The organism is Providencia lanzhouensis (assembly GCF_050469745.1).
In the GTDB taxonomy this organism is placed as follows: domain Bacteria; phylum Pseudomonadota; class Gammaproteobacteria; order Enterobacterales; family Enterobacteriaceae; genus Providencia; species Providencia lanzhouensis.
The window spans coordinates 1,303,140-1,328,622 of record NZ_CP174123.1; the positions used below are offsets into that span (position 1 = coordinate 1,303,140).

The following is a 25,483-nucleotide window of genomic DNA, read 5'->3' on the forward strand; positions in this document are numbered from 1 at the left end:
GATGACGACTTTACTGGAGCTGCATAATATTACGCGGCGCTATCCTGCGGGTGAGCAGGAGATCACCGTACTCAAAGATGTTTCGTTGAAAATAAATGCCGGTGAAATGGTGGCGATTATCGGTGCGTCAGGGTCGGGAAAATCGACGTTGATGAATATTTTGGGATGCTTGGATAAACCCACATCAGGGGAATATTTCGTTGCAGGTCAAAATATTGCGACATTGGATAATGACCAATTGGCACAATTACGACGTGAACATTTTGGCTTTATCTTCCAGCGTTACCATTTACTGAGCCATTTGAGTGCTGAGCAAAATGTTGAAATCCCCGCTATTTATGCCGGAGCAGGCAAGTCTCAGCGACAGGAACGGGCGGTGCAATTACTTCAACGTTTAGGCTTAGGTGAACGAGTTCATTATCGCCCAAGCCAATTGTCGGGGGGGCAGCAACAAAGGGTTAGTATTGCTCGCGCTCTGATGAATGGCGGACAGGTTATTTTGGCGGATGAGCCGACGGGGGCGCTGGATAGCCATTCGGGGGAAGAGGTCATGAAGATCTTAAAAGATCTTTGTGCCCAAGGGCATACGGTGATCATCGTTACCCATGACCCGAAAGTCGCGCAACAAGCAGAGCGGATCGTTGAAATCAAAGATGGCGAAATCATCAATGATTCAGGTATGTTAGCAACGAAGAAAGCTGAGTTTCCGACAAAAATCGCGATGAAGAAAAATCCATTAGGGCAATGGGTTAGCCGATTTAGTGAAGCTTTATTGATGGCGTGGCGCGCGATGGTAGTGAATAAAATGCGCACCTTGCTGACGATGCTGGGAATTGTGATTGGTATTGCCTCAGTGGTATCCATCATGGTAATTGGCGATGCGGCCAAAGGGATGGTATTGAATGATATTAAATCGATTGGTACCAATACAATTTCGGTGTATCCCGGAAAAGATTTTGGCAGCGATGACCCAGAAAATCGCCAAGCGTTGAAAGCCTCCGATATTTCTGCCATTGCTCAGCAGCCTTATGTTCAGTCGGTGACTGGCTCCATTGATACCTCTGCTCGATTACGTAAAGGGAATTTAGATGCGGTGGCTCGAGTCGCAGGAGTGGGGGTAGGTTATTTCCAAGTTTATGGTAATAAATTCGCTGAAGGGATGGGATTTACTCAGGATATGCTTGATCGGCGTGCGCCTGTAGTTGTGATTGACGGTAATACGAAACGACGATTTTTTCCGAACAAACAGAATGTCGTGGGTGAGACATTGCTCATCGGAAATATGCCCGCCACTGTCATTGGTGTATTAGGAGAGCAAAAGTCAATTTTTGGTTCCAGTAAAAGCCTAGAAGTGTTTTTACCCGACACGACAATTAACAGTAAGCTGATTAACCGTTCTTACTATGACAGCATTGTGGTTAGAGTGAAGGATGGCATTGATGCGAAAGTGGCTGAGCAGCAACTGACCCGTTTGCTGACTTTGCGTCACGGTAAGAAGGATATTTTTACCTATAATATTGATACATTGGTCAAAACAGCGGAAAAAACCACCCAAACTATGCAGCTCTTTTTGACTTTGGTCGCTGTCATTTCCCTTGTGGTTGGGGGGATTGGTGTGATGAATATTATGTTGGTGTCTGTCACAGAAAGAACCCGTGAAATCGGTATTCGTATGGCGGTTGGTGCTCGAACGATGGATGTGATGCAGCAATTTCTTATTGAGGCGGTGTTAGTGTGTCTTATCGGTGGCTTAATGGGAATTGGCTTATCTTATGGCGTCAGTCTGATTGCTCAAATGGCGCTGCCAGGCTGGACATTTGCATTTGATCCAATTGCACTTGTCAGTGCATTTGCCTGTTCAACGGCGATTGGGATTATTTTTGGTTTCCTACCCGCGAGAAATGCGGCGAGATTAAATCCGATTGATGCATTAGCAAGAGAGTAATTTATCCATCAGTGATTATTTGAAAAGTTGTAGAGGGGGGATCTCTACAACTTTTTTCTCACGAATAAGGCAATTTATTAGATAAAATAATTAGTGAATAGCTGTTTAGGTCGAATATTTTGTGAGATTAACGGCAATGAAAAGATAATTTACTCTATATTTGCGTGTCTAAATTAGAATTATCTATCGATGAACACTCATTTTGTGAAATTTCTCTAATCAAATGTGGTTTTTTTAACCTATTAATTTACAGCTTATTTTGTTTTTACCCCCTCCTATTTCTCCTACCATTTAAATAACCGATAATAAAAAAGCTATCAAAAAGGTAAATTCTACTTGCGATTTAGTACCGATCGTGGATATTATTTGTCTTGTAGAATAAATGAAACCTAGTTCCGTTAAATGGAACTTTAGCGAAAAGCCAAAAAATCACAAGTAAAGACTCATACACAGCAGGATAAAAAATGGCAAATAAAGCAGGTGAAGATTATTCTCTGGCGCGGGTACCGCAAAGTGCTCGTCGACCGTTTTATGAAGTGTTGATCCTCCGTATCGGTTCACTCGCTTGCGTTTCGCAAGTGATGCTAGGTGCAGCGCTTGGTTATGGATTAACGTTTTGGCAGGCGTTTTGGGCAACAATGCTCGGTTCTGTAATTTTACAGGTCGTCAGTTGGGGTCTCGGAGCGGCAGCTTGCCGTGAAGGAATGTCAATCAGTCTACTGTCTCGGTGGTCTGGTTTTGGAAAACTAGGATCGGCATTAATTGGAGGTGCCATTGCTATCTCCTTAATGGGTTGGTTCGGTGTCCAAAATGGTTTCTTCGCGGATGGTATGTATAAAGCGACTAACGTGCTAACACCAGGGACCTGGTCGCTTATTACAGGCATTGCGGTGACAATTATTACGGTATATGGGTATCGCTTTTTATCTATTACCGCGAATATTTCAACACCGCTATTTTTATTCGCACTAGGTTGGGCAACTTATAATTTATTATCGGGACAGGACATTAGTTTATTAATTAATGCCACTGAACCTGCCGGGCCTTTAATGACAATGCCAGCTGCAATTACGATGGTTGCGGGTGGTTTTATCATCTCTGCTGTAACAACACCAGACATCAGTCGCTTTATGCATAAGCCGAAAGATGTGTTCTGGATGACGTTGATTGGTACATTCTGTGGCGAGCTTTTCGTCAACATGATAGCGGTATTAATGGCTTTAGCATTACGCACAAGCCAAGTTTTTGATTTGATGATGGCGTTAACTGGGTTGCTAGGTGCATCGATTGTTATCTTCTCAACAATTAAAATGAATGATATCAATCTCTACTCTTCATCACTCGGCTTCTCCACACTGTTGAACGCTATTTTTAATAAGCGTTTTGACCGCCGTTATTTAACATGGATTATTGGTATTTTTGGTACTGTGGCTTCCATGTTAGGCATTTTAGATAACTTTATTAGTTTCTTAATTTATCTTGGTATTTCGATTCCGCCTGTCGCGGGTATTATGGTTGTTGATTATTACTTGTTAAAACGTGACAGAAAAGAGCTGGATATCACCCGAGAACAAGGCATTTTACCAACGCGTTGTGAAGCGTATAACCCAGTAACTTTAGTGGCATGGTGCTGTGCGGTCGTTGTTGGTTGGGGAACCTCTGCTCTAGGACCTTTTGGTGCAGATATTGGCGTCCCAGCGTTGAACTCTTTGCTGGTTGGTGCGGTGGCTTATTGGATTGGTATGCGCTTATTAGCGGCATTCCGAGGCGAAAAAGGTACTCACTTCCGCCAAGTTTCTCATTTAGATTGAGGGCAAATGGATGACTGATAACCGAGTTAAAGTTGCGCTAGCTCAGTTCGATTCTGAGCTAGGGAATAAGACGGGTAATTTGCAACGCATGGCGCAATTATGCGAACAAGCGGCATCGCAAGGGGCAAAACTTATCTGTTTCCCTGAGTTAGCCACAACCGGTTATCGTGGTGATTTATTATCTACTCAATTATGGGATCTCAGCGATTTTGACGGCAGCGAAACATATCGTATGTTTAGTCAATTGGCTTCCCGCTTAGATATCACGATTGTAGCGGGATTTGCCGAACGCGGTAGCCGACTAGGTGAAGTATATAACTCGGTGGGCGTATGGAATCCCGGCTGTGAAAATATCAGCGGTGTATTTCGTAAGGTTCATGCGTTTGGTATTGAAAAACAGTGGTTCAAAAACGGGGATACTTTCCCCGTGTTTGATACGCCAATCGGTAAAATTGGTGTGATGATTTGCTACGACATGGGCTTCCCTGAAGTAGCGCGGATCCTCACTTTACAAGGCGCTGAGTTACTGATTGCGCCTTCTGCCTGGTGTATTCAAGACCGCGATATGTGGGACATTAATACAGCGTGTCGTGCTTTAGAAAATGGCACGCATCTTCTAGCGGTCAATCGCTGGGGGCATGAAGAAGATTTACACCTATTTGGTGGCAGTAAAATTATGGGCCCGCGTGGGCAAGTTTTGTGTGAGGCATCTTGCGAACAAGAACAGTTGTTAGTGGGTGAGATTGATTTTCGTCTTCAGGCATATACGCGTTTAAATGTGCCTTATCTAAGAGATAGAAAGCCTCTGGATTATGGCTTGCTAGTGCAGGAAACTCAGGTATGAGTATTTTAACAAGTGTTGTCGACGTGTATCGCCTATTTTTACGCTCAGGTAATGAGCTAACGGTCACCACGTTGGTCAATGAATTATCGATGCCGAAAAGCTCCGCGTCACGTCTGTTAAAGCAGATGGCAGAACTTGGGTTACTCGAAAAGAAAAATAACGCGCCGATTTATCGTCCAGGTTTGTTGATTATGGAGATTGCCCACCGAGCTCGTGGCATGAACCATTTAATTGATATGGCGTTAGAAGCATTAGACAGTTTGACGAAAGATACGGGGTTTACCAGTTATGTATCTGCGTTAGATGAAGATAAAGTCCGTGTTGTTCATGCACGAATTGGTAATAGCATGCTGCAAGTGGTTACGCAGCCGGGAACGCGTTTACCTATTGGTGGCACATCAACGGGGCGCGCATTATTAGCACGTTTGCCGATAAATGAGCGCATAAACTTAATTAATTTAGAGCCTGAAGAGTCTCGAGCTAGTTTAAATGAGCGCATTAGCGTGATCACTGAACGAGGTTGGGAGTTTTCAGTCAATGAGTCAGTTGCCGGTGTCGCTTCTGTATCCAGTACAGTATATGACCCTTCACAAAATACGTTGTATGCGTTGTGTTTGAGTCTCCCTGCGTCGCAAATGACCGATGAGATTATCGTGCAGTTGTCCCAAGATCTTTACCGTAAGGCTTCTTACCTAGGATGTATGGTTGGGGATCCTTATTGGTTAGAGCGTAGTACCAAGTAGTCAAAAAACCTTGTGATATACAGCAGTATCAGTAGTAAAAGTTCAGTAATGAGTAGTTGCAGTAAATAATAATTAAATACCATTCAAAGTGCGTGAATACGCCTTCATCAGGAAATATACCCTTTGTCTTTAGTTAAGGGGTATTCAGAGTAAGCGGGTGCTCCTTTGGTGCCCGTTTACTCTAAAACTCTAAAAAAAATAATTAGAATTAAAGGAAGTACAATGACTCTAAAGCAAACTTTGTGCGTTTATGAGCTGCTCGATTGTGCGAATGTTAGTGGGCATGATGTTGTTCAGTTGTTCCAGGATTTCCCCTCAGTTCAAGTCATTTCAACGACGGTTGTCGATCAAAAAGGCCAAAGCGATTTCGTCAGAATCACCATTCCGGGTTTACAAGGCAAGTCCCAAGGTAAGAATGCACCAACGTTAGGGATCATCGGGCGTTTAGGTGGATTGGGAGCCAGGCCTTCGCGCATTGGGGTTGTTTCTGATGCGGATGGTGCAATTGCTGCCATCACAACGGGATTAAAATTGGCTGAAATGCAGCAAAGAGGAGATGCATTACAGGGGGATGTGATCATTACAACGCATATCTGTCCAAATGCACCAACTCGTCCGCATACACCCGTCGATTTTATGGATTCCCCCCTTGAAGACGCAACGATGAATCTTCATGAAGGGATCCCTGAAGCTGATGCAATTTTATCGGTGGATACCACCAAAGGAAATCGCTTAATTAACCATAAGGGTTATGCGCTATCACCGACGGTTAAATCGGGGTATATCCTACCTGTTTCTGAGGATCTATTGCGTTTAATGGAGTGGAGTAGCGGACAAAATGCAGTGACTTTCCCGCTATCTATCCAAGATATCACGCCTTATGGCAATGGGCTTCATCACCTCAATAGTATTATGCAACCAGCAGTTTCAACGACGGTTCCGGTTGTTGGTGTCGCCATTTGCACTGAAACTGTTGTACCGGGTTGTTCAACGGGAGCCAGCCATGAAGTAGACATTGCTGCGACTGTGAAATTTATGATTGAAGTCGCAAAAGCTTTCGGTGAAGGGCAATGCGCGTTCTATGATGAAGAGCAATATCAGTTATTAACTGAATTGTATGGTGATATGCATCATTTGCAGGCAACGGATGAACAATAATATTTGTTGCAGACTGTCTTAATTTAGAACGTCGTTAATTTGGAATAGCCACAGTTAATTATTTACCCCTTAAAAATAATTAACTGTGCTCTATTACCCTAGCTTATTCTGTTTTCGCTTCACCACTTTCGATAATTGGGATAATGGCGGTAGCATGCGCGCCTTTAGGTCCGTCAATCATAAGCGTGTAGCTGACCTTTTGACCCGCTTTGAGTGTCCGGTAACCATCCATCTGGATTGTGGAATAATGTGCAAATACATCATCTCCGCCATCTTCTGGGCAAATAAAACCAAAACCTTTGGCATTATTGAACCACTTAACCGTACCTGTATTCATATTTCTGTCCTTCAAGTTTGCTACTGACTGTTTATATACATGCATAAAATGCATATGTATACCAGAAGAGTTTTTTCATTACACGTAAATTAAATTAATGTTTTATTTCGATAATATTTTTTATCTGTTTTTAACTTATTGTATATATTGATTTATTAAAATATCGATTTTCTTATTATGATTAAACGCATAAGGAGTGTTATGGTGTTTCTGTTTGTTTTATAAGCAATTATTTTCTTCCCCAAAACCCCACCAAAAATACTCCCCAAAACATTTAAAAATTTGAGTCTTTAAATTACGACAATTTTCCACTCTTTACCGCGATCATCGTTGTAATTATCAGTCATTACTTTCGACCTGTGACCTAACAATCTTTGAGTATCCAATCCTTGTTCTCGATATATCCTTTCAGAAAGAGAACGCTGTTCATGAAAGGTTGGTTCAGCACCTTTCGACCAAGTAATTCCACATTTATTACGTGCATTTTTAAACGCGGCCGTTAATGAGGTATTTGATATTGCCCCGCCTTTTTTACCCCTAGCAATAGAATGGCGATGGTGAAGTAGGTAAGGGCTAACAACAAGATCCCTACACATGGAGATCACATCACCAAGCGTCATTTCTATAGCATCACACTTCAGCGTTAATGGGATGGCAATTTTCGTCCCTGTTTTTTCTTGCTCAATGTGCAACATTCCATCCCAAACATCCGAGAATTTCATTTTTGTGATATCACCAAGGCGCTGCCCTGTAATTAGAGCTAATAGCATCCCATGCTGTAAGTAATGAGGGTGCATAGCTGCTTGCTGATAGATAGCCTTCCATTCATCCAGCGATAAGCGCTCTCGCTTCACTTTGCTTCTAGGTTTCTTGGTTGCAAGAGCAGGGTTATACCCTGGTGGAACATGGCCAACATGCTGAGCCTCTTTAAACACATCAACAATCACGGATCTGACTACTTGAGCCATTCGGTTATGCCCGAGCGCCTTTACTTCGTCTGTTATTTTAACGACTTCAAGCGCTGTTATATCTTTTAAGGACATCATCCCACAATGCTGCTTAAATAAATTTAGCGGCTTAATTTTTTGCTTATATGAGTTTAGCTTTAACTCGCCTTGGTCCATTCGTTCTTGCTGTATTTCTAAATATTTATCAATCCAATTGGACACGCTAATGCCAATTTTCTTATTTTTAATATTTGAAAGCCTGTCATTGATACTGAGTATTTGTTTTGTTTGCTGTTCAGCTATAACCACATTTGCTTGAGCGGCTACTTGCTCGGCTTCCTCGGCGTCCGTGCCGAGGCTATGAAACCTACCGGTTAACGGGTGTTTATATTGCCAATAAACCTTTCCGTTTCGTTTATCTAATTTCCGATACAAATTTGGAATAGTGATTTTATGAGCGCGGGGTCTAGCTGCCATCAGATAATATCCTTTGAAGTTTATCGTTTGAGCAATTCGGTAATTGAGGTTTTGAAACAATACCCACCCAGCGGGAATCACGATCTACCATCCATTTCTTACCAACTTTTAAGGCTGGTGGTACCATCATGTTCGCTTTCGCATACTTCAATAACACTTGCTTGCTGGGCGCATCATCACCGAATTCCAGTTTTGCCCATGCTTCTAGAGATACCATTCTAGACATAATTACCTCCACATATCTGCCCGCATGCAGATTAAAAATTCAACCACAAACACTCGGTACGCTTTACTGAACCTGCGTGTCCATTTGCTGCCGTTGTCTTTACTGCTTTTCGCCAGCTCGAGAGTTGGCCGTTATATAAATCGTTGTCATAACCACAGATAATAACTTTCCCTTGAAGCTGGCCAGCGACAGTGATTAATTGCTGGTGGCCCCATTCATCCATTTCGTACCGGTATGTTTCGCTTCTCATACTCCTTGTTTCATGTAGATAAGGCGGATCAATAAAATGTAAGGTGCTGGTGGTATCATGGTCTTTCATGCACTGAACAGCATCACGATTTTCAATTAATACCCCTTGCAATCTATCCACTACAGCGAGCAGGTTTTCCGGTGCACGTGTCCATATTTTTTGTGCTGTCGCTGAATTACGCTTAGTGTCTAATCTAAAACCCGTTTTACCTTTCGTTGCACCGGCGCTACCAAAGCCCATAGTGGCGCGAACAATCGTTTTACGTGCTCGTTCAATAGAGCAATCAGAAACTTCATAAGCACAATTAAATTCAGTTCGTGAGTAGGGCGTTAATAAGCAAGCATCGATAAGTTTTTCAGCCTGATCTTTATCACGCAGAACGCGAAACAGATTTACTATTTCATCATCCAAATCGTTATAAACTTCAGCTTCCGATCGAGGTTTACGTAAAAGAACTGACGCAGCCCCACCAAATGGCTCAACATAACAACGATGATCTGGAAAGTGACTAATCACCCAAGGAGCAAGTCGATACTTGCCGCCATGGTAGCGAATGAGTGGGTGCTTAATGGTTGCCATTATTAATTTTCCTTCATTGCATCCCTGCGAGTTAAATTAGAACTGCTTGCCGCCTTCTTTTGATCTGTTTTCACGTTTATGGTCAGCACGATGTTTGTTGTATTCGAGCTTTTCAGTGATGGCGCTTTCAATGTCATAGCCGAACGCATGTGCGTAATCCAAAATACGAATAACAGCATCAGCTAATTCAACCTCTGCCATTTTTCGATGAGGCAAGTGATCGTCCATTAAATCCTTGCGTTCACCTTCCATCGCTTCACTGATTTCTGAATGAATCAGGCAGAGTAGTGTCCCTTTTTCGCGTGGGTTGTCCCACCATCCAGCATCTTTATTTTGCTGATGAATTTGTTGCTGTAATTGCTTAATGCTCATATCGTTATCCTCACACAACAATTCTGTAAACTGAATTAACTGTCTGGATATATCCATCAGCAAGATAAGTATCGATATTAACTACTGGTGATGTATGTATTTGAGCACCATTAAAGAAGCGTTTTTTTGTGTCATTGTAAACATGACCATCAGCACCATGGGCGTTAACTGATTCGAGTAATATATCTGCATCAAATTTAATTTCGTTAGACATGATTAACCCCCTCGTTATTAATAATCATTGCAGTAGCAAATATCTTCTGGTGACTCATCCCAAACTAATAAGCTACCACCGTAATAGAGGTTCAAGATTAATTTATCAAAACGGGAATATGGGTTAATTATTCTTTTGCCTAAAGTATTACCTTTAACTTTACCCCCAAACAGCTCATATACTTGATGACCTTCATGTAAAAATAATTCGCTTCCATAGCCATCTTCTCGGACGCTACTCAGAAAGAATCTATAATCACATTCGCTTTCTCTTATTGAGCTATATGAAGATGTGGCCTCATCTGGGTGCAAGCTAACAAAAATAGATCCATCACGTTCATCATCAAAAAATACCTGTGGAGAATCCCACCCATTTTCAATTGCGTTGCTAGCATTACCTTCAATAAATGCCTCCCATAAATCGGAAGCTTTAATGTATTTAGGGCATTCTTCCTCACTAACAAAATCTTTTACTAAAGCGGCAACCTTTTCCTGTAAGTCTGTTTCGATTCCTGATTTCTCCCAAGAGTTACGCATTTTTTCAGTAACGAGCGTGTTGTATTTTTTCAAATCAACCATATCTTCTATGCTAGTGGGTAGGGCGCTTTCCATTGCCTTTTTAAATGCTTTTCCAAAGTCGCCGTAAGAACGAAAAGCATCATCAACAACATTGTTAAATAAGTTAGCTATACCTTTATCAATAATTTCTACTGCTTGTTCGCTATTTGCAAACTCAACACAACGCTGAGTTAATAATTCACTTAATGTTAGTTCTTTAGACATAATTAATACTCCACACACAATTTAGATAATAATAGTCCGTCTCTTAATAAAGAGAATTAAATTCTTTGGTATTGGCTAAATAGTTATTCTGTTTTTTCTTTATATTTTAATAATTCAATTAATAGCTCAATGGTATTAACCATGTGAAACATAAATACAGCATTGGTATGTCGGTATCGATATGCTTTATCACCATCGCATTCAATTTTTGCTAGTGGCTTGATGCTCTTAAAGTCAAAGTTATCTGTAAGTTTGAAAATTAAATCAAAGGTGCTTAATTCAATTAGACTTACTTTAAAATGATTGTCTAATGAATCTTTAACTTGTTCACGAATTAGATTAAGTTCAGCATCGTATTTTACAGTTTCAAGTTTTTTATCAACTTTACGTTGTAGCAAAATGAAATTACCGGGATGAATGTCATGATCAAAACACTCTTCAGGCGATAAATTATCAATGTGGTTTGATAGTCGTGTTGTAATACCGTTTTTTGCATCATCGATGTTAAATGTTTCAGTTTTTACGGTGCCACAAACTTTAACTAAGCTACCCACCAGTGCTTGATAATCTGGCTTTCTTGTTGTTGATATGAAGAGGAAGCCTTTGGAAACATGGTATAGCGCTGTAATAACTTTTGTCTTTGTTAATGCGATTTTTAGAAGTTCATCTATAGCCATACGCTTTATTTCAGGCACAAGATAATCGGTAATGCCTTGTTCTTTCAGTTTTTCAATGCGTTTGTTTATTTCGAACGCGATAGCCGCTTTAGGTAGTATCTTTTCATCAATACGGAAATTGATGATATAGCCACCTTCAATTGGCGTAACTAACTCACCAGTTACTTTATTTGGAATAAAGCCATAACTAAAAGAGTGCGACTCAAGAATATCAACAAAAGGTAATTCTTTTAAATGATTTTCTAGTGCTTCAGCATTTGGTAATTCAGCCTTAAATACAACTACACTGCTAATTGGAAAACGTTTCATTTGCAAATCTCCGCATAATAATTAACTCCACAAATATAAATAAGACCACTGACAGTAATTAAGTACATATTTACCCGTATGGACTAACGCCAATGGTCTTATTTATATTTAGAAAAAGAGGCGGCATGGCACCGCCAAAAACTACTAACTAGCAACGGCATTATTATTTTCAGCTTGGATCCGAAGATAAATTTCTTCGCGGTGAATACTTGTATCTTTTGGTGCTTCGATACCAATCCGCACTTGGCATCCTTTAATTCCCAAAACAGTGACTTTGACATCATCACCAATAACAACTGTTTCACCTGCACGACGGGTTAAAATAAGCATTCCACTAATTACTCCACATAGTTGATTAGTTGGTTGCTGGTAGGCCTAGACCTGCATTGCAGATCTCAGTTTGCTCGTAAATATCATCTTCGATTCTTACCAGCTTTTCTTTGAGTTCTGCGTAGGCAGAGTTAAGGCTTTCAAGTTTTTTAAGTGCAGCAGCTTTCTCCAAAATCCACGCATGAATTTCATCTGTGGACATTGGGTTGTTAAAAGTAACGATTGGTGTGCTTGAATTAGACTGCATAAGTTCCCTCCTATTCCTTGTGTGAAATAAGAATGCAACTAAAAGTAGATAATGTCAACAACTAAAAGTAGAAAATAAATGCAAAATAAAACCAGCTATTGCTGGCTTATTGAATTATGCGAATTGTTTTAACGACATAGGCAAGCTTCGAATTAATTTTCCATGAAAATATAATTCATGCATTTCATGGTCTTCAATATAGAAGGGTGGGTAAAATTCATTATCAGACATAACAGCTAGCTTTCTGCCTTTAACTCTTTGTAATCTCTTTATAAATGTAGACCCTTCAAAATTAAAAACATAAATACCATCGCCTGTAAATTGCTCAATTTTGGTATCTATAAAGAGTAAGTCTTTAGGGTTCAGTGTTGGCGACATGCTATCACCATCAGCATTTATAATTACAACACCATCAAGACTATTTCTACCGAAAAGCTCATAAACCCTTTCTTTGGGAATTTCTATAGATCGGATTATCTCAGGGAAGGGGTTATTGATGTAACCATTCCCAGCAGATGCAAATGCTTCGATTTGCCTCACTGTTACCGTGTCTCTTTCTTGTTCTTCGCCAAAGCTTCCATATATATCAACGCCATAGTCGAGATAAACTGGCGTGGAATGCACCGTATTTGCTACTTGTTCCATTTTGTCATCTCTGGGCTTTGCAGTTCCAAGCGTATAACGTCGAGCCATTTCATAGGAAACACCGACATTTTCAGACAGCTGTTTAACATCAACACCAGCATCTCTCATGCGCTCAGTAAGTCTCTTAGCGAAATCACTGTATTTTGTATTTTCTACCATAAGTAGAAGTCTATCTCGCACTTTAAGTATTGTCATTTCTATTTTAAGTTGCTTATTATCTCTACTTTAAGTAGTATTTATTCTATTCTTAATCGGAGAAGAAAAATGAATAAAGAAAATATTACAGAGAGAGCAATTAGAGCCGTTGGTGTCCCATCTTCCGTCTCGCGTTTATTCGGCTTTAATTCACCTCAATCGGTTTTTAATTGGATTAAAAACAACAAAGTTCCAGCGGAGCGTGTAATTCAACTCTGCAAAATGGGTGGATGGGAAATTTCTCCACACCAGCTTAGACCGGACCTCTATCCAAATGAGCTTGATGGTTTACCAAACAGTACCAAAACAAACTAACAGAGTTAACTACCAACAAAACAACGGAATTGTAGATATGTGCAAACAAACACTAAAAGAAGTCGTGAAAGAGATGTGCAAAGCATTCCCTGGTGGACGTTCGGCAATGGCGGGTGCTTTGGGTATTTCTGAAACAACGTTCAACAACAAGCTGTATGAAAAAAACGGCTGTCGCTTTTTTGAAAACGATGAGCTGGAAGCGGTTGAAGAGTTATCTGGCACTAAATTGCTGGTGGCTTATCACATGGAACGCCACGGGATTACCCCGTCAGTAAAAATTGAAGCTGAAAGCTTAGACAAAGTTGAATTGTTCGATATTCAAATGCGTTTGGGGGCAATGCATGGGGCGTTAAGCGTTTTAATCAAAGACAGTATTTCTGACGGCGTTTTAACACCAGATGAAATTACAGCTATCTACAGAAAAATGGAGAAAGTCTTTGCTTACGCACTGGGCTTCGTGGGTTCTTTAGAAAGCGTTTATGGGATTAAACAATGATGAGCATAGTTAGAAAGGTTGACGCCCAGATATGCGGTCCGGGCGTCGGGGGCGCTAAAAACATTTGTGGAGTAATTAGCATGAGCAGTTTAAACCAAATCAGAGCTAAAAAGCAATTCCGCTGCTTACCGGCTTCTAAAAGTGGTCCGTTTCAATATGTAGAAATCATAACTTCAGCAGATGCCTCGGGCAACTACAAGACTGAGCAGCAATTGGTAGATATCGCTGAGTTGAGAAACGATTGGGCTAACTTTTATTTCAATAGCAAAGGCGAGGCGCATGTCTAATGAAAACCCAAATAATCTTAATCGGGTGTATCTGGATAAGCGCGGTATTCGTGTTCGTGTCATACGTTATGACCGAGAAAAGCAGTGGGTCATATACCTGCGTGACGGCTATGAACATGAATGCTTCGCCCCTTTGTACAAATTTAAAGATGAATTCACAAGAGTCGAGTAGGTAGCAAGTATGAGCGTAAAACTATCAAGTTATGTTTGGGATGGCTGTGCGCCAGCAGGTTTGAAGATAACCTCAGTTGCTATCATGGCTCGTCTCGCAGACTTCTCAAACGATGAGGGCGTGTGCTGGCCATCGGTACCAACGATTGCCCGCCAAATCGGTGCGGGTGAAAGCACTGTACGTACCGCCATCAAAGATTTAGAAAAAGATGGTTGGTTATCGAGAGAAAAGCGTCGCAAAGGTAACCGTAATGCGAGCAATATCTATCAGCTTAATGTTGATAAATTAGCTTCAGCAGCGAGATCTGCATTACCTCAACCAGCAGAATCTGATACGTCAAATCCTGACACGTCAAAATCTGTCGCATCAAAATCCGTCCCGTCAGAATCGAGCAAAAATAATCGTTTTGACCCGTCAGAATCTGGGGGCGATCCGTCAGTAACTTCAAAACAAGATCCATCAGTAACTAACTCTTCGTCGCAGAATTCTAGCGAATCCAGCGACAAGCCTAAAATTGATTTTTTAAATCGTTACCCTGAGGCAGTGATTTACAGCCCGAACTTCCAGAAATGGGGATCTGCGGATGACCTCAAGTGTGCTGAATGGCTGTTTAGCCGCAAGTGTGAAGTCTTCAAAGAACTTGGGTTGCAAGAACCGAAAGAGCCAAATTTTATAGAGTGGGCTAACGATGTTCGCCTGATGGTTAGCCAAGACGGTCGCACCCACAAAGAGATTTGCCAATTCTACAAACGCATTACCCAGGATGAGTTCTGGAAGAAAAACGTTCAATGCCCAAGAACACTGCGCACCCAGTGGGATGATCTAACCCTCCGTTTAGCGGGTGAGCAAAAGGTTTCCATCGACCAAGTTGAGCGTGACGAGGCATTCACTCGCATTATCGGTTCCCGTTCAAAACCACAAAACCGTATCGAAGAAATTGCCGCTGAGTTAGCGGGTAAATCAGGCGTTCGTCGTATGACTGACTTTGTTGGACGTAAAGCATGGGCTGGTATTTGGCAACAGGCAGCAGAACAAGCAGCGAGAGAGGTGGCGGCATGATGCGCAGTGAAGCTAAAAAAATCTATGGCACTAACGTTTTTGGCATTGTCGCCATGTTGCATCAGCTGCGCCGTTGGTGGGCTATTCGCGAGTTGCGTGGGTGTTGGAATGATTCTCGAAGTGCATTAGTTGCATGTGGAAAATTTAATCACTTAAATTCGGTATCAGAACATTTCAATGTTCAGCAGCGCTATAAGCGGATTCGTATGTTTGCGAAAGCCCACCAGCAGCGAGGTGCTATCTAATGATCCATGTGTCTAGTTTCTCTGGTGGTCGTACCTCAGCGTTTATGGTCCATTTACTTGAACGAAAGGCCGCTAAAGAACATTTCACAATTAAACATGTCTTTATGGATACGGGTGCGGAACATCCTAAAACCTATGAATTCATCCGTAATGTTGCCAAAAACTGGAATATTGACCTTGTTTGCTTGCGACTAGTTATTGATCCGGAACTTGGAAAAGCCAACACCTATAAAATTATTTCAGTTGATGACATTGGGCATGACTTACAGCCGTGGATAGATGCTTGCAGTAAATACGGCACTCCGTATGTACATGGTGCTTTTTGTACTCGAACGATGAAAACAGAGGTTTTCACTCGTTACTGTAAAGAAACTTACGGCGAGTACCACACATGGCTAGGCATTAGAGCTGATGAGCCAAAGCGATTAAAAGAGCGTGAGGGTGTTTCATATCTTGCTGATATCAGCGAAGTTGAGAAACAAGACATTCTCGACTGGTGGGCTGAACAACCTTTCGATCTAGACCTGCCCGAACACTTAGGTAACTGCGTTTTCTGCGTAAAAAAAGGCATTAATAAAATCGCTTTAGCAACCCGTGACGAGCCGGAGCTAGCACAGCAATTTCTTAATGTAATTACCGATAAATCTGTTCGTGTCGTAGAACGCCGCCAGCAAGAAAATAAAGTCATGTATCGAGGTAATAATTCACTCGAAGGCATTATTGCCATGTTTGCGGATCATTCTCGTGATGATATAGCGGAAACTATTCGTGGTGCTGGTGGCTATGATGCTGGCTCATGCAGTGAATCATGCGAGCCAATGCTATGCGAACTGGAAGAAGAACAAAGCGAGTATGTTAAAAAACTCAATGTATTGAAGTCAAAGCCTACTCATAAACTTAATGAGATTGGGGATCAGTGGGCAACACCAGATGAATTATTTTGGGGCATTAACGCTAAGTTTGGTCCACTTACTATTGATTTATTCACCGATGGCGAAAACAGTAAAGCACCTCATTTCTATACAGCAGAAGACAATGCGCTTACGCAAGACTGGTCAGATAAGCTAAAAGAAATTGGAGGAGCAGCATTCGCTAACCCACCTTATTCCCGTAGTTCTTATCATGAAAAACAAGCAGTCACTGGCGTTGGTCACATAATTAATCATGCTTTAGCGATGCGTGAGAAAGGTGGTCGATACGTCTTTTTATTGAAAGTCGCCACGAGCGAAACATGGTGGCCTGATCATGCAGATCACATTTGTTACATCAAAGGTCGAATAGGGTTTGACGTTCCGAAATGGTTTAACCCAGCAGATGAAAAACAAAAGCCGTCAGGTGCAATGTTTGCCGGTGCAATAATTATTTTTGACAAAGAGTGGAACGGCGAGAAAGTAGGCAACATTCAACGTAAAGAATTAGAGCATATTGGCAAGTTAGCTATCGAACAGGCGCAGTGGCTGGCTAAAAAGATGGGGGTGGCGGCATGAATGGCAAAATAATTGAAATCCATCAATGTAAATGTGGCAGTGAAGATCTACATATCGAAACTCTTGAGTATCGCACTTGGTTTTATGTTTATTGCCACGGTTGTGGCGCCAACGGTCCAGCGATAAATGACAAGCTAGAAGCCGTAAGAATCTGGAATAAGGTGGTCGCTAATGCCTAAAAAATGCATGTTCTGTGGCGGCAATGCTGATTTGCATTGCGATGGGGTTATTTGCTACATCGGTGAGAAAAATGATAGAGGCGTATTATCCAGATTCTCATCGGCTTACACTTGCGATGCTCCTATGTGTGCAAGTTGTTCAACCTTCCATGGCAATTTTCATTGGCGCAAGGGCCGCTCTGGTGGTTGTGAATCAATTGATTATTGCCCTATTTGCGAAAGTCAAGAAATAGGTTTTGGGCGCCATTATATTTTTTATGAAATTGGTCAGGTCAAAGTCTATCGTCAAGCTCACTACGCTAAGTTCAATTCAGCTAAAGGCAATCATCTATCTGCTATTCGAGGTGGAGGTCAAATATGCCTGGATCTATAACCCTAACGCTACCATTTCCGCCAAGTGTTAATGCTTGCTGGCGAACTGTTCGCGGCACAATGATTATCAGTGAAAAAGGTCGCGCATTTCGGGCTAATGCAATAGCAGCGGTGTATCAGCAATTACGTAAAAGACCTGTGGCAATAGAAGAAGACGTATCAGTCATTGTGAAGATGTACCCTCCAACTAATCACAGAAGAGACATAGATAATTTTTTAAAAGCCCCATTTGATGCTCTTACCTATGCAAACGTATGGAAAGATGACAAGCAGGTTAGACACGCAGATATATGGTGGTGCGAGGTAGTAAAGGGTGGTCGGTTTGAAATTACGATCAGCTTACATGACAGCGCAAATGCGGTTGCGTAAAACGTGGAGAAAAAGCATGAATCAATTAGCGATAAAAACATTAACAATGTCCAGCGTAGAGATATCAGAGTTAGTTGAGTCTCGCCATGACAAAGTAAAACAATCTATTGAACGCCTTGCAAAGCGCGGTGTGATAGCTTTACCCCCAATGGGGGAGAAGCCCACAGAGGGGAGACCAGTATCGTTTTATTTGTTTTCAGGTGAAAAAGGTAAGCGCGATAGTATTATCGTCGTTGCTCAATTAATGCCTGAATTTACAGCGAGGCTGGTGGATCGCTGGCAAGAGTTGGAAAATCGAAACGCATTACCACAAACATTGCCCGAAGCATTAAGGTTGGCTGCTGATTTAGCCGAAGAAAATCAGCAGTTAGAGTCAAAATTAATAGAAGCAGCGCCTAAGGTGGATTTTGTTGATCGCTACGTTCAAGCAACAGGTTCAATGACCTTTAGGCAAGTATGTAAACTGCTGGGAGCAAAAGAAAATGACTTTAGATGCTTTTTGCTCGATAACAAAATTGCATATCGACTGAATAATATTTTAACTCCATACCAGCAACACATTGACGCTGGACGTTTTGAAATGAAAACAGGCGTTACAAAAGAAACGGCTTACTCATTTTCTCAAGCCCGATTCACAGCCAAGGGAGTTAATTGGATAGCTGGCGAATGGATGGAGCATAAAGCATATGCATAAGGCTTCTATACTTACAGCGAATACGGTACCAGATTTGGGGTTAGTAATATTTCGACCAGGAGTAAGCGAATTATCAAATTTTACTGGTCGCATGCTCATTATCCCGGTGCCTAATTCGTTAAGCGATAAATCAGTAGGGTCTATCTCTCTTTCTCCATCACTCCTCAGCGACGAGTTGAAGGATATTGAAGAGATAAAGCAGGTATTGGATTTAGCTGTAGATCCTGAGCCACCAGCAAGCTTTATGAAGTTTCCAAAGCTTCAGCGCTGGGAGAGTGTGAAATATCTGCAGTGGGTTAAATCACAGCCTTGCTGCGTATGCGGTGCTACTTCCGATGATGCCCATCATATTATCGGCTACGGGCAGGGTGGCATAGGCACAAAAGCCCATGACTTGTTCACTATTCCATTGTGTCGAATTCACCACAGCGAGTTGCATAAGGATCCGAAAGGGTGGGAACAAGAAAACGGCAGTCAGTTAGTTTTTTTATTTAAATTCCTCGACCGCTCTATCGGTCTAGGCGTATTCGGTTAATGCGTTGTGCGGAACGCAGTGGAGATTATTGCATGAGAGATATTCAGTTAGTTTTAGAGCGCTGGGGCGGTTGGGCTGCCGAAGGTAAAAGTCGTGTTGGTTATTCACCAATTGCCGCAGGGTTTAAAGGCTTACTCCCTAATGTGAATGGTGAACGACTTTCTTGTTGTGATGATGACGGAATACTCATCGACTCAGCTGTCGGTCAGCTAATTAAAGCTGGCAAAAAAGATGAATATGACCTGATAGAAAAACACTACATTAAGGACATATCAAAATCAGCAATAGCAAGGGATATGAAGTGTTCAGAAGGCAAGATTAGGCAAAAGCTTATGATAGCCGAAACCTTTATTGATGCCTGTTTAATTATGGCTGGCGCGGTTTTAGAAATGGACGAATGGACAAATAAATCACCAATTGATAACTGAATACTTTTCGTTACGAATTTTGGGTGCTAGTGTGATAAGAGTGAATACGTTGTCACCTAACTTATAGAATGAAACCTCGCCATCCGTGCGAGGTTTTTTTGTTTCTAGGAGATTGAAAATGAAGCAATTAAGCGGATAGACCGTGTAGCCTAAAGGTAGCAATAGTTGGGTAATGACCAACTCCCGAATCTCCGAGTAGAGAGCCAGCTTTGCATCTGGTTAGGGTTAATAAGTAAAGAAGCACCGGTGACGAAGCATGACCGCCAATCATGCACTGGTTAGATCCAATGGGGGCAGAGACGAACCGGGGTGATGATCTCAATGGCATGAGCGTGGCTACTGCGAGAGTGTAGCTATCTAATTTCAACCTGTAAGTAGATCTTACAAGTTGAACCATCCGGAAATTCCGGATGGTTCATATTCTATGATTTACCAGTACGGATTTTTATCTTTAATATTTACAATCAGCCAATAATAGCTACATTTAAATAACAATAATAAAAGACTATTAAATTGGATGGTTATATATGGCTATATTCAGTGCACTTCAAAAAGCTATGATGTTAACTGTATTTGTGTTGCTGTTTATTGCATTTCCGTTCTGGCTGAAGTAGCTCAATAAAAAGTAATCCAAGGCTGCCATTGTGTAGCCTTTTTTCGTTTAAGAGAGGCATCAAGTGAAAACAATCCAAGTCACTGCTCCAAAGCTTAATAGCTCAATCTCTTTTGAAGTACATCAGAAAGGTCAGCGTCTTGTTAAAGATGCTTTTTACGGAAAAACTGACACCCAGTTTGTTAGAAAATATCGTGTCAACTGCACATCTGATGATCTAGTCGTCACCATCACTCATAACGAAGGTGAAAATACGGGTGTTACTGCCAAGCTTATTAATTAATGATAAGAGAGAGTTCTTTTTATACCAATTCATTAGATATGCTTACTAAATTGCGGTAAAGTCACTTCGCTGATTTTCAGCTAAAAAATTACTGCATGAGGTATTTATGAAAGATGGTATTTACTTTGTAAGATTTAGAAGTAACTCTCAAGATTTTGGAAATGGCACGGTAGTAGTTAAAGATAATATTGTTAATGGTGGTGATTTTGCTTACCTGTACAGAGGTAAAGTGAATGGCATTCAAACCACATTAACAATAGAAAGGCATGATAAATCTGCAACATCAGTATTTGGCGATATTGATAAATTCAATTTGATTTTAAATATCACTGAATCTGGCAGGGATTATGTTTTAGCAGGGCATGTAGAAGGCATGCAGCAGATGAAAATTTCAATCAATGCTAAGTTCATCGGGGAAGTAATTAATTAATTCTCCGATATCAAATCAAGGTCGCTGAAGCGGCCTTTTTTATTGGAGAAAATATGAAAAATTTATTTATTAATCTGTGCATTAAGTTATCAGGTAAAACAAAAGAGCAATTACGCCTGTCTTGGTCATTTCATTACTTCCTCACCCGCTCAAAATACAAAGCTTACTGGCGAGCAGTTTTTCATTAATTTATCGAAAACCTCATGCAGAGAAATCGATAACTGCGCATAAGGCGGAGTTGCGCCCGTCATTTATTCCAATCTAGCTGCTATTGCTGGTGGCTTTTAAATGTAAAAAATGTGAATTTCGCTTAAGTATTATTTACTGTTCCATGTATTATTTCCTTGCGTACGCAACAATAGGAGATATGCATGAATTACTATGTTCACACATCTAAAGATGCACAAGGCGATTACGAAGTTCATAGAGATGGGTGTAGTCATATGCCTACAATCTTGAATAGAAGGCTTCTTGGTAATTTCTATACATGCACGGCTGCGGTTCAAATGGCGAGAAGCTTAGGATATACCCCAGCAAATGGATGTTATTGGTGCAGTAGAGAATGTCATACATCTTAAGTTATTAAGTGTGAATTAACTAAAGGTCACTTCGGTGGCCTTTTTTGTTGTCTAAAAATAAGGAACGTAACTATGTACGCACTCAAATTAATGACAGAACGTAATGGACGTAAAGTTGAAGAGTCACATTATTTGGGAAATATGTACCGACTGGAGTTTTATCCAGTAGTCGATAATCCCGATATTGCAGTTCGATTGGAATACACAACAAAAGACGGTGTACCTGCATTTGATATCAAGCGAACAGACCATGCTTACATTACTACGGTAACGGGTGATACGGTTCGGGTTATCTGCAGAGGTAAAACACCTTCTCATTAACTGTTAAGAGAACAAATCATTTATGAGCACATCAATAGGGATAACCCTCGGTGCTGCTGGCGGTGGCGCGATGGGCGGTTTCCTTATTGGTGCCGACTATGGTGTTGTGCTAGGGGCAGTTATTGGCGCTTCAGTTTCCGTCATTGCATCTAAAGATAACAACCGACGAAAGATACTTCATTTTATTTTGGCGTTAGGTGCGGGGATCCTCATTGCTAAAGAAGCCTCGGATTTTATTGCTCAGGTATGGCAATGGGAAATTAGCCCTAAGATAACAGCCATTATTATTTCGGCTTTATTAATCCCCGTTCTAGTGCTAGCAGCAAACAAAGACAACCTTAGAAAGTTGTTTAGTCGTATCGCAGCATCAATAGACCGAAACTTCAGCAGTATCGTTCAGGCCATTAAAGATTGGCGAAATAAAGGGGGTAACTGATGGAAACCTTCCTTAGCAACATAAACCAGTTGGTTAATTGGATTGAGTTATATCCATGGGATGCGGCTGATATTTCATTCATGCTTACTTCAGCGATAACGGTATTTCTCTGCCCCTATAAGAAAACGAGAGATTCCGTCATTGGTAATATTCTAATTATTTGCTGGATTTGCCAAATAGGGGAAACGATATACGGAGAACGGATATCAGCGGCCTCGGATGTTTTATTTGATGGTGTATTTTTTGTCGTCATATTCGCCGTTGGCGGAAATATCATGTCGGTTGTCGTTTTCAGTAAATTAATCGCTCGACTCAAATCAATCTGGCTGCTAATTAAGCGGCCTTTTGCTTTTATGGTGAAAAAATGACTGAACCTAAATGGCTAACTGAAGCCAGAAAAGAAATTGGCGTTTCTGAACATACCGCTGAAGGTTCGAAAGCCGTAGATCAAATGTGGATTGATAGCAAGTTACGTGGATTGGTTGGTACTGCACGTAAAGTGCCGTGGTGTGCTGGTTTTGTTAATGCCATGTTAGAGCGTGCTGGTATTAAATCCCCTCGCAAAGATGCTTCAAGTTCATTTGATACTTTCGGGCAAAAGCTAACAGAGCCTAAATATGGCTGCATTGTTCGCTTCTCACGCTCAGGCGGTGGGCATGTTGGTTTCTGTGTTGGTAAAACTGAAAATGGCTCGCTTCTTATCTTGGGTGGTAATCAATCAGACGCAGTAAACATCAAAGCGTTTGGGACTGACCGAGTTGTTGCTTATCGCTGGCCTGATGGCGTTGAAGTAGACAACCGACCGCTACCAATTGGTGATGCTGCGCTGTCAGTTAAAGAGTCGTGATATGAGTGCGCTAATTAAAGTATTAATGGCCGCTTGTGCCATTTTGCTATTTTGGTTTATTTGGGTTGTGAATGATTACGACAAATTGAGTGATAAGTTTGATAAAAAATCAAATGAGCTTGCCGCCAATCAATTCATATTGTCCACTGTTTTAGAGCTATCGGTAACATTCAATGAAATTTCACGAAATAACCTTAGGGAGCGCGATGAGGCAGCAGTGGCCTCTGAAACGGTTAAAACTATTATCAAAACCGTTATTGTGGATGATAAGTGTGCTGCTATTGATGCTCCTCGTGATGCTACTGTCGAGTTGCACAACCACGCGAATAGAATACGTTCAAACGCCATCAGTGCCCATTCCAGCTCATCTACTCAATGATTGTTTGCCTGAGTACATCCCTGAGACATTTCCTTGGGGTGATTCTTTATTGATAAATGAGTCGCTACTAACAGTTATCGAGCAATGTAATTTAGACAAAAAGGCCATTCGAGAGATTGAAGCTGAAAGGGTAAAAAAATAGCCCATGCCTGGTGGGGGATGAGCTAACAGTATGCACAGCGAGGTTTATTGTTATATATGTCTTCTTTTACAGAATAGTACATTAATTGATAAATAAGTGTAATAAATTTTAACTAAGTATGTCAGCCTCGCAATCACGGGGCTTTTTATACCTACAGGAGAAACATAATGGCAACACAAGGTTGCGATAAACCAGCTCAATTCCGTGAAGAGTTGGATAAAAGCATTCCGAAAGAATAAAAAAAGCCCCTTTGCGAGGCGGGGCTGAAATAATCTATTAATTGAACCAATTTTTTTGTTTATGAATATCCCTAATAGGGAGCGCAGATAGTATCAGCATATGTTAAATAATCTAGATGTAAATTGTTACAAAATACGGAAAAGAATATTGAAAAAAGTGTATGCAAATAAAAAAAAGCCTACACAGCTGTAGGCTAAAGTGTTGCTTTACGATGAATATCAGCGTTAAGCCTAGCAGGTTATTTCAAATGCGCAATTATATTGGTGATTATCAAATGACATAAAAAAAGCCCTCTATAGAAGGGCATATCTAATGGAAATGCATCTTTATCATTATTGTTGTAGGACCAGTCATCCTTAACCAGCGGCAGGATATTACCACTACTTATTGCTTAAGCCAAATCGGAGTATTTATTGATGAGCAAAATCGTATTAACACCAGAACAAATTAAGTCCCTGCATGAGTTTGCTCAGCAAGAAGGACAAGCATCTTACACCATTGAAGTAGGCACCATCTGTGATGGTGATGAAATTGTTTATGAAGGTCTGATTGCTTATTCAGGCTCTGAAGAACATGGCGTTCTACAACTAGAATAATTGCGAGCGAGGCGCTGCGTTGTCGCTGTCTTATATGTTAGCTGAGACCCGCAACCTCTAAGCGGATAGCGCATATATAGAATCAAAAACAACGAATCCAAGTATGGATAGCTCATGCGGTGGAAACGTCAGCCATTGGAGAAGAAGCGGCGTGACTTATGGAGAGACATAATTTTATTTAATTCTACAAATGCTATTCATTGAGTAGCATTGATAGAGTTTTATATTGGTTTTGCGAGTGTTAGGTTAGCTGATTTTCGAGAGCTATATAAATTTAATTAGCACAATATTCTAAATAGCCACCAGCTAATCATTGGTGGCTTTTTCATTTGTGGAGAAAGTTATGTCAGATAAGCAAATTAATTTTGAAGCGATAGGTCGTTGCGTGAGTTTGCAGGAGAAAATATCCCAGCTAATCGAAAATAGAACGATGCTATATATGGATCTTCGTGGGATGGCTGCATCTGGAATGATAGTTTATGAAAATGCCGTAAATACTAAATCAGTGGATCTGGATTGCATCACTAAGCCTGTCGAGCTACTCAATAAAATCAACAAGATTAACCAAGATATCATTGAGACCGTTTCATCCTATAACGTATGGGCTGATAAGGCTGGTTATGAGCACTATGTTGTCAGTGGTGATTACACGAAAGATGCTGGCGAGTTAGTAGGGTTTACTGCTGAACATTTTGAGTGTAGTCATAATCCCAAGCTTATTGTGAGCCATGTTATTTGTGATGCAGCACTGCAATCGGCAGATGTTATTCATAAAATCAAGCAAGAACTCGAAGAGGCAGCGCGAGTGCAAGAAGCTGAACGTAAGGCGGTTGGCGAGAAAATTCGACAGCTTTCTATTGATGCTCTGCGTAACGGTTCAGGCTTTGCTTGA

38 protein-coding genes and 2 pseudogenes are annotated in these 25,483 nt (G+C 41.1%); 29 read left to right on the forward strand and 11 right to left on the reverse strand.

What is annotated here, in order from left to right; translation table 11 throughout:
- Position 1 precedes the first annotated feature (1 nt).
- The 5 genes from macB to ACIH2S_RS05990 all read left to right on the forward strand — a co-directional run bounded on the left by macB (position 2) and on the right by ACIH2S_RS05990 (position 6,501).
- A complete protein-coding gene (gene macB / locus ACIH2S_RS05970; protein ID WP_108478996.1) occupies positions 2 to 1,945 on the forward strand; it encodes a macrolide ABC transporter ATP-binding protein/permease MacB in 1,944 nt (647 codons plus the stop codon).
- A 464-nt stretch (positions 1,946 to 2,409) separates the two neighbouring features.
- Positions 2,410 to 3,756 (forward strand): purine-cytosine permease family protein, encoded by a 1,347-nt coding sequence (locus ACIH2S_RS05975; RefSeq protein ID WP_108478966.1) that lies wholly within the window; start codon positions 2,410 to 2,412, stop codon positions 3,754 to 3,756.
- Positions 3,757 to 3,766: 10 nt separating this feature from the next.
- Positions 3,767 to 4,600, forward strand: coding sequence for a nitrilase-related carbon-nitrogen hydrolase (locus ACIH2S_RS05980; RefSeq protein ID WP_036951854.1), 834 nt, complete (start codon positions 3,767 to 3,769; stop codon positions 4,598 to 4,600).
- The gene (locus ACIH2S_RS05985) at positions 4,597 to 5,343 is read left to right on the forward strand and encodes an IclR family transcriptional regulator (RefSeq protein WP_036983690.1); all 747 of its coding nucleotides are present in this window, start codon (positions 4,597 to 4,599) and stop codon (positions 5,341 to 5,343) included. The genes ACIH2S_RS05980 and ACIH2S_RS05985 overlap by 4 nt, the downstream gene beginning before the upstream one ends.
- 222 nt (positions 5,344 to 5,565) lie before the next feature.
- Positions 5,566 to 6,501, forward strand: a complete 936-nt coding sequence (locus ACIH2S_RS05990) for a DUF1177 domain-containing protein (RefSeq protein ID WP_108478965.1) — start codon at positions 5,566 to 5,568, stop codon at positions 6,499 to 6,501.
- Positions 6,502 to 6,604: 103 nt separating this feature from the next.
- Here the strand turns inward: ACIH2S_RS05990 and cspD are convergent, their stop codons facing one another.
- The 11 genes from cspD to ACIH2S_RS06045 all read right to left on the reverse strand — a co-directional run bounded on the left by cspD (position 6,605) and on the right by ACIH2S_RS06045 (position 13,052).
- On the reverse strand, positions 6,605 to 6,838 hold the full coding sequence (gene cspD, locus ACIH2S_RS05995; RefSeq protein ID WP_036951850.1) for a cold shock domain-containing protein CspD: 234 nt from the start codon (positions 6,836 to 6,838) through the stop codon (positions 6,605 to 6,607).
- Between the two features lie 290 nt (positions 6,839 to 7,128).
- A complete protein-coding gene (locus tag ACIH2S_RS06000; RefSeq protein WP_006662243.1) occupies positions 7,129 to 8,262 on the reverse strand; it encodes a phage integrase Arm DNA-binding domain-containing protein in 1,134 nt (377 codons plus the stop codon).
- A complete protein-coding gene (locus ACIH2S_RS06005) occupies positions 8,252 to 8,488 on the reverse strand; it encodes a hypothetical protein (protein ID WP_006662242.1) in 237 nt (78 codons plus the stop codon). Before ACIH2S_RS06005 ends, ACIH2S_RS06000 begins: the two co-directional genes overlap by 11 nt.
- A gap of 31 nt (positions 8,489 to 8,519) precedes the next feature.
- Positions 8,520 to 9,317, reverse strand: a complete 798-nt coding sequence (locus ACIH2S_RS06010) for a DNA adenine methylase (protein ID WP_430248245.1) — start codon at positions 9,315 to 9,317, stop codon at positions 8,520 to 8,522.
- A 36-nt stretch (positions 9,318 to 9,353) separates the two neighbouring features.
- Entirely contained in the window at positions 9,354 to 9,689 is a 336-nt protein-coding gene (locus ACIH2S_RS06015; protein ID WP_430248246.1) for a hypothetical protein, read from the reverse strand.
- A 10-nt stretch (positions 9,690 to 9,699) separates the two neighbouring features.
- Positions 9,700 to 9,903 carry a hypothetical protein gene (locus tag ACIH2S_RS06020; RefSeq protein ID WP_430248247.1) on the reverse strand — a complete coding sequence of 68 codons (204 nt, stop codon included), beginning with the start codon at positions 9,901 to 9,903 and terminating at the stop codon, positions 9,700 to 9,702.
- Positions 9,904 to 9,920: 17 nt separating this feature from the next.
- A complete protein-coding gene (locus ACIH2S_RS06025; RefSeq protein ID WP_430248248.1) occupies positions 9,921 to 10,685 on the reverse strand; it encodes a hypothetical protein in 765 nt (254 codons plus the stop codon).
- Positions 10,686 to 10,768: 83 nt separating this feature from the next.
- On the reverse strand, positions 10,769 to 11,671 hold the full coding sequence (gene rdgC, locus ACIH2S_RS06030; RefSeq protein ID WP_430248249.1) for a recombination-associated protein RdgC: 903 nt from the start codon (positions 11,669 to 11,671) through the stop codon (positions 10,769 to 10,771).
- Positions 11,672 to 11,815: 144 nt separating this feature from the next.
- On the reverse strand, positions 11,816 to 12,001 hold the full coding sequence (csrA, locus tag ACIH2S_RS06035; RefSeq protein ID WP_006657722.1) for a carbon storage regulator CsrA: 186 nt from the start codon (positions 11,999 to 12,001) through the stop codon (positions 11,816 to 11,818).
- 25 nt (positions 12,002 to 12,026) lie between these two features.
- Positions 12,027 to 12,248, reverse strand: a complete 222-nt coding sequence (locus tag ACIH2S_RS06040; protein ID WP_430248251.1) for a hypothetical protein — start codon at positions 12,246 to 12,248, stop codon at positions 12,027 to 12,029.
- A gap of 114 nt (positions 12,249 to 12,362) precedes the next feature.
- On the reverse strand, positions 12,363 to 13,052 hold the full coding sequence (locus ACIH2S_RS06045) for a LexA family transcriptional regulator (protein WP_230085754.1): 690 nt from the start codon (positions 13,050 to 13,052) through the stop codon (positions 12,363 to 12,365).
- A gap of 105 nt (positions 13,053 to 13,157) precedes the next feature.
- Here ACIH2S_RS06045 and ACIH2S_RS06050 point away from each other — a divergent pair, with 105 nt between their 5' ends.
- The 24 genes and pseudogenes from ACIH2S_RS06050 to ACIH2S_RS06165 all read left to right on the forward strand — a co-directional run bounded on the left by ACIH2S_RS06050 (position 13,158) and on the right by ACIH2S_RS06165 (position 25,483).
- Entirely contained in the window at positions 13,158 to 13,403 is a 246-nt protein-coding gene (locus ACIH2S_RS06050) for a transcriptional regulator (protein ID WP_112860051.1), read from the forward strand.
- A 37-nt stretch (positions 13,404 to 13,440) separates the two neighbouring features.
- Entirely contained in the window at positions 13,441 to 13,899 is a 459-nt protein-coding gene (locus ACIH2S_RS06055) for a YmfL family putative regulatory protein (RefSeq protein WP_430248253.1), read from the forward strand.
- Positions 13,900 to 13,979: 80 nt separating this feature from the next.
- Complete coding sequence (locus tag ACIH2S_RS06060; RefSeq protein ID WP_430248256.1) at positions 13,980 to 14,186, forward strand: hypothetical protein; 207 nt, start codon at positions 13,980 to 13,982, stop codon at positions 14,184 to 14,186.
- Complete coding sequence (locus ACIH2S_RS06065) at positions 14,179 to 14,358, forward strand: DUF4222 domain-containing protein (RefSeq protein WP_430248257.1); 180 nt, start codon at positions 14,179 to 14,181, stop codon at positions 14,356 to 14,358. Before ACIH2S_RS06060 ends, ACIH2S_RS06065 begins: the two co-directional genes overlap by 8 nt.
- A gap of 9 nt (positions 14,359 to 14,367) precedes the next feature.
- Positions 14,368 to 14,820 (forward strand): annotated as a pseudogene (locus ACIH2S_RS06070) (helix-turn-helix domain-containing protein); the annotation flags it as partial.
- Between the two features lie 593 nt (positions 14,821 to 15,413).
- Entirely contained in the window at positions 15,414 to 15,662 is a 249-nt protein-coding gene (locus ACIH2S_RS06075; protein ID WP_430248258.1) for a hypothetical protein, read from the forward strand.
- Entirely contained in the window at positions 15,662 to 17,149 is a 1,488-nt protein-coding gene (locus tag ACIH2S_RS06080) for a phage N-6-adenine-methyltransferase (RefSeq protein WP_430248259.1), read from the forward strand. The genes ACIH2S_RS06075 and ACIH2S_RS06080 overlap by 1 nt, the downstream gene beginning before the upstream one ends.
- Positions 17,146 to 17,328, forward strand: a complete 183-nt coding sequence (locus ACIH2S_RS06085) for a hypothetical protein (protein WP_430248260.1) — start codon at positions 17,146 to 17,148, stop codon at positions 17,326 to 17,328. Before ACIH2S_RS06080 ends, ACIH2S_RS06085 begins: the two co-directional genes overlap by 4 nt.
- Positions 17,321 to 17,701, forward strand: coding sequence for a hypothetical protein (locus tag ACIH2S_RS06090; protein ID WP_154605978.1), 381 nt, complete (start codon positions 17,321 to 17,323; stop codon positions 17,699 to 17,701). Before ACIH2S_RS06085 ends, ACIH2S_RS06090 begins: the two co-directional genes overlap by 8 nt.
- The gene (locus ACIH2S_RS06095) at positions 17,686 to 18,069 is read left to right on the forward strand and encodes a RusA family crossover junction endodeoxyribonuclease (RefSeq protein ID WP_430248262.1); all 384 of its coding nucleotides are present in this window, start codon (positions 17,686 to 17,688) and stop codon (positions 18,067 to 18,069) included. The genes ACIH2S_RS06090 and ACIH2S_RS06095 overlap by 16 nt, the downstream gene beginning before the upstream one ends.
- Before the next feature lie 16 nt (positions 18,070 to 18,085).
- Positions 18,086 to 18,763, forward strand: coding sequence for a phage antirepressor KilAC domain-containing protein (locus ACIH2S_RS06100; protein ID WP_154630795.1), 678 nt, complete (start codon positions 18,086 to 18,088; stop codon positions 18,761 to 18,763).
- Positions 18,764 to 18,956: 193 nt separating this feature from the next.
- A pseudogene (locus tag ACIH2S_RS06105) lies at positions 18,957 to 19,298 on the forward strand (DUF968 domain-containing protein); the annotation flags it as partial.
- A 32-nt stretch (positions 19,299 to 19,330) separates the two neighbouring features.
- Positions 19,331 to 19,726 (forward strand): antiterminator Q family protein, encoded by a 396-nt coding sequence (locus ACIH2S_RS06110; protein WP_430248263.1) that lies wholly within the window; start codon positions 19,331 to 19,333, stop codon positions 19,724 to 19,726.
- Positions 19,727 to 20,403: 677 nt separating this feature from the next.
- Entirely contained in the window at positions 20,404 to 20,622 is a 219-nt protein-coding gene (locus tag ACIH2S_RS06115) for a hypothetical protein (protein WP_430248264.1), read from the forward strand.
- 106 nt (positions 20,623 to 20,728) lie between these two features.
- Complete coding sequence (locus ACIH2S_RS06120; RefSeq protein WP_430248266.1) at positions 20,729 to 21,052, forward strand: GrlR family regulatory protein; 324 nt, start codon at positions 20,729 to 20,731, stop codon at positions 21,050 to 21,052.
- A 53-nt stretch (positions 21,053 to 21,105) separates the two neighbouring features.
- The gene (locus ACIH2S_RS06125) at positions 21,106 to 21,240 is read left to right on the forward strand and encodes a hypothetical protein (RefSeq protein ID WP_305071665.1); all 135 of its coding nucleotides are present in this window, start codon (positions 21,106 to 21,108) and stop codon (positions 21,238 to 21,240) included.
- 462 nt (positions 21,241 to 21,702) lie between these two features.
- Positions 21,703 to 21,951 carry a hypothetical protein gene (locus ACIH2S_RS06130; RefSeq protein ID WP_430248268.1) on the forward strand — a complete coding sequence of 83 codons (249 nt, stop codon included), beginning with the start codon at positions 21,703 to 21,705 and terminating at the stop codon, positions 21,949 to 21,951.
- A 22-nt stretch (positions 21,952 to 21,973) separates the two neighbouring features.
- Complete coding sequence (locus tag ACIH2S_RS06135) at positions 21,974 to 22,387, forward strand: putative holin (RefSeq protein ID WP_125892324.1); 414 nt, start codon at positions 21,974 to 21,976, stop codon at positions 22,385 to 22,387.
- On the forward strand, positions 22,387 to 22,755 hold the full coding sequence (locus ACIH2S_RS06140) for a hypothetical protein (RefSeq protein ID WP_430248269.1): 369 nt from the start codon (positions 22,387 to 22,389) through the stop codon (positions 22,753 to 22,755). Before ACIH2S_RS06135 ends, ACIH2S_RS06140 begins: the two co-directional genes overlap by 1 nt.
- Positions 22,752 to 23,234 (forward strand): TIGR02594 family protein, encoded by a 483-nt coding sequence (locus ACIH2S_RS06145; protein WP_430248270.1) that lies wholly within the window; start codon positions 22,752 to 22,754, stop codon positions 23,232 to 23,234. Before ACIH2S_RS06140 ends, ACIH2S_RS06145 begins: the two co-directional genes overlap by 4 nt.
- 1 nt (position 23,235) lies before the next feature.
- Entirely contained in the window at positions 23,236 to 23,613 is a 378-nt protein-coding gene (locus ACIH2S_RS06150; RefSeq protein ID WP_430248596.1) for a hypothetical protein, read from the forward strand.
- Positions 23,531 to 23,755, forward strand: a complete 225-nt coding sequence (lysC, locus tag ACIH2S_RS06155; protein ID WP_420794122.1) for an Rz1-like lysis system protein LysC — start codon at positions 23,531 to 23,533, stop codon at positions 23,753 to 23,755. Before ACIH2S_RS06150 ends, lysC begins: the two co-directional genes overlap by 83 nt.
- Positions 23,756 to 24,411: 656 nt before the next feature.
- Positions 24,412 to 24,591 carry a hypothetical protein gene (locus ACIH2S_RS06160; protein WP_430248271.1) on the forward strand — a complete coding sequence of 60 codons (180 nt, stop codon included), beginning with the start codon at positions 24,412 to 24,414 and terminating at the stop codon, positions 24,589 to 24,591.
- 343 nt (positions 24,592 to 24,934) lie between these two features.
- Positions 24,935 to 25,483 carry a hypothetical protein gene (locus ACIH2S_RS06165; protein ID WP_430248272.1) on the forward strand — a complete coding sequence of 183 codons (549 nt, stop codon included), beginning with the start codon at positions 24,935 to 24,937 and terminating at the stop codon, positions 25,481 to 25,483.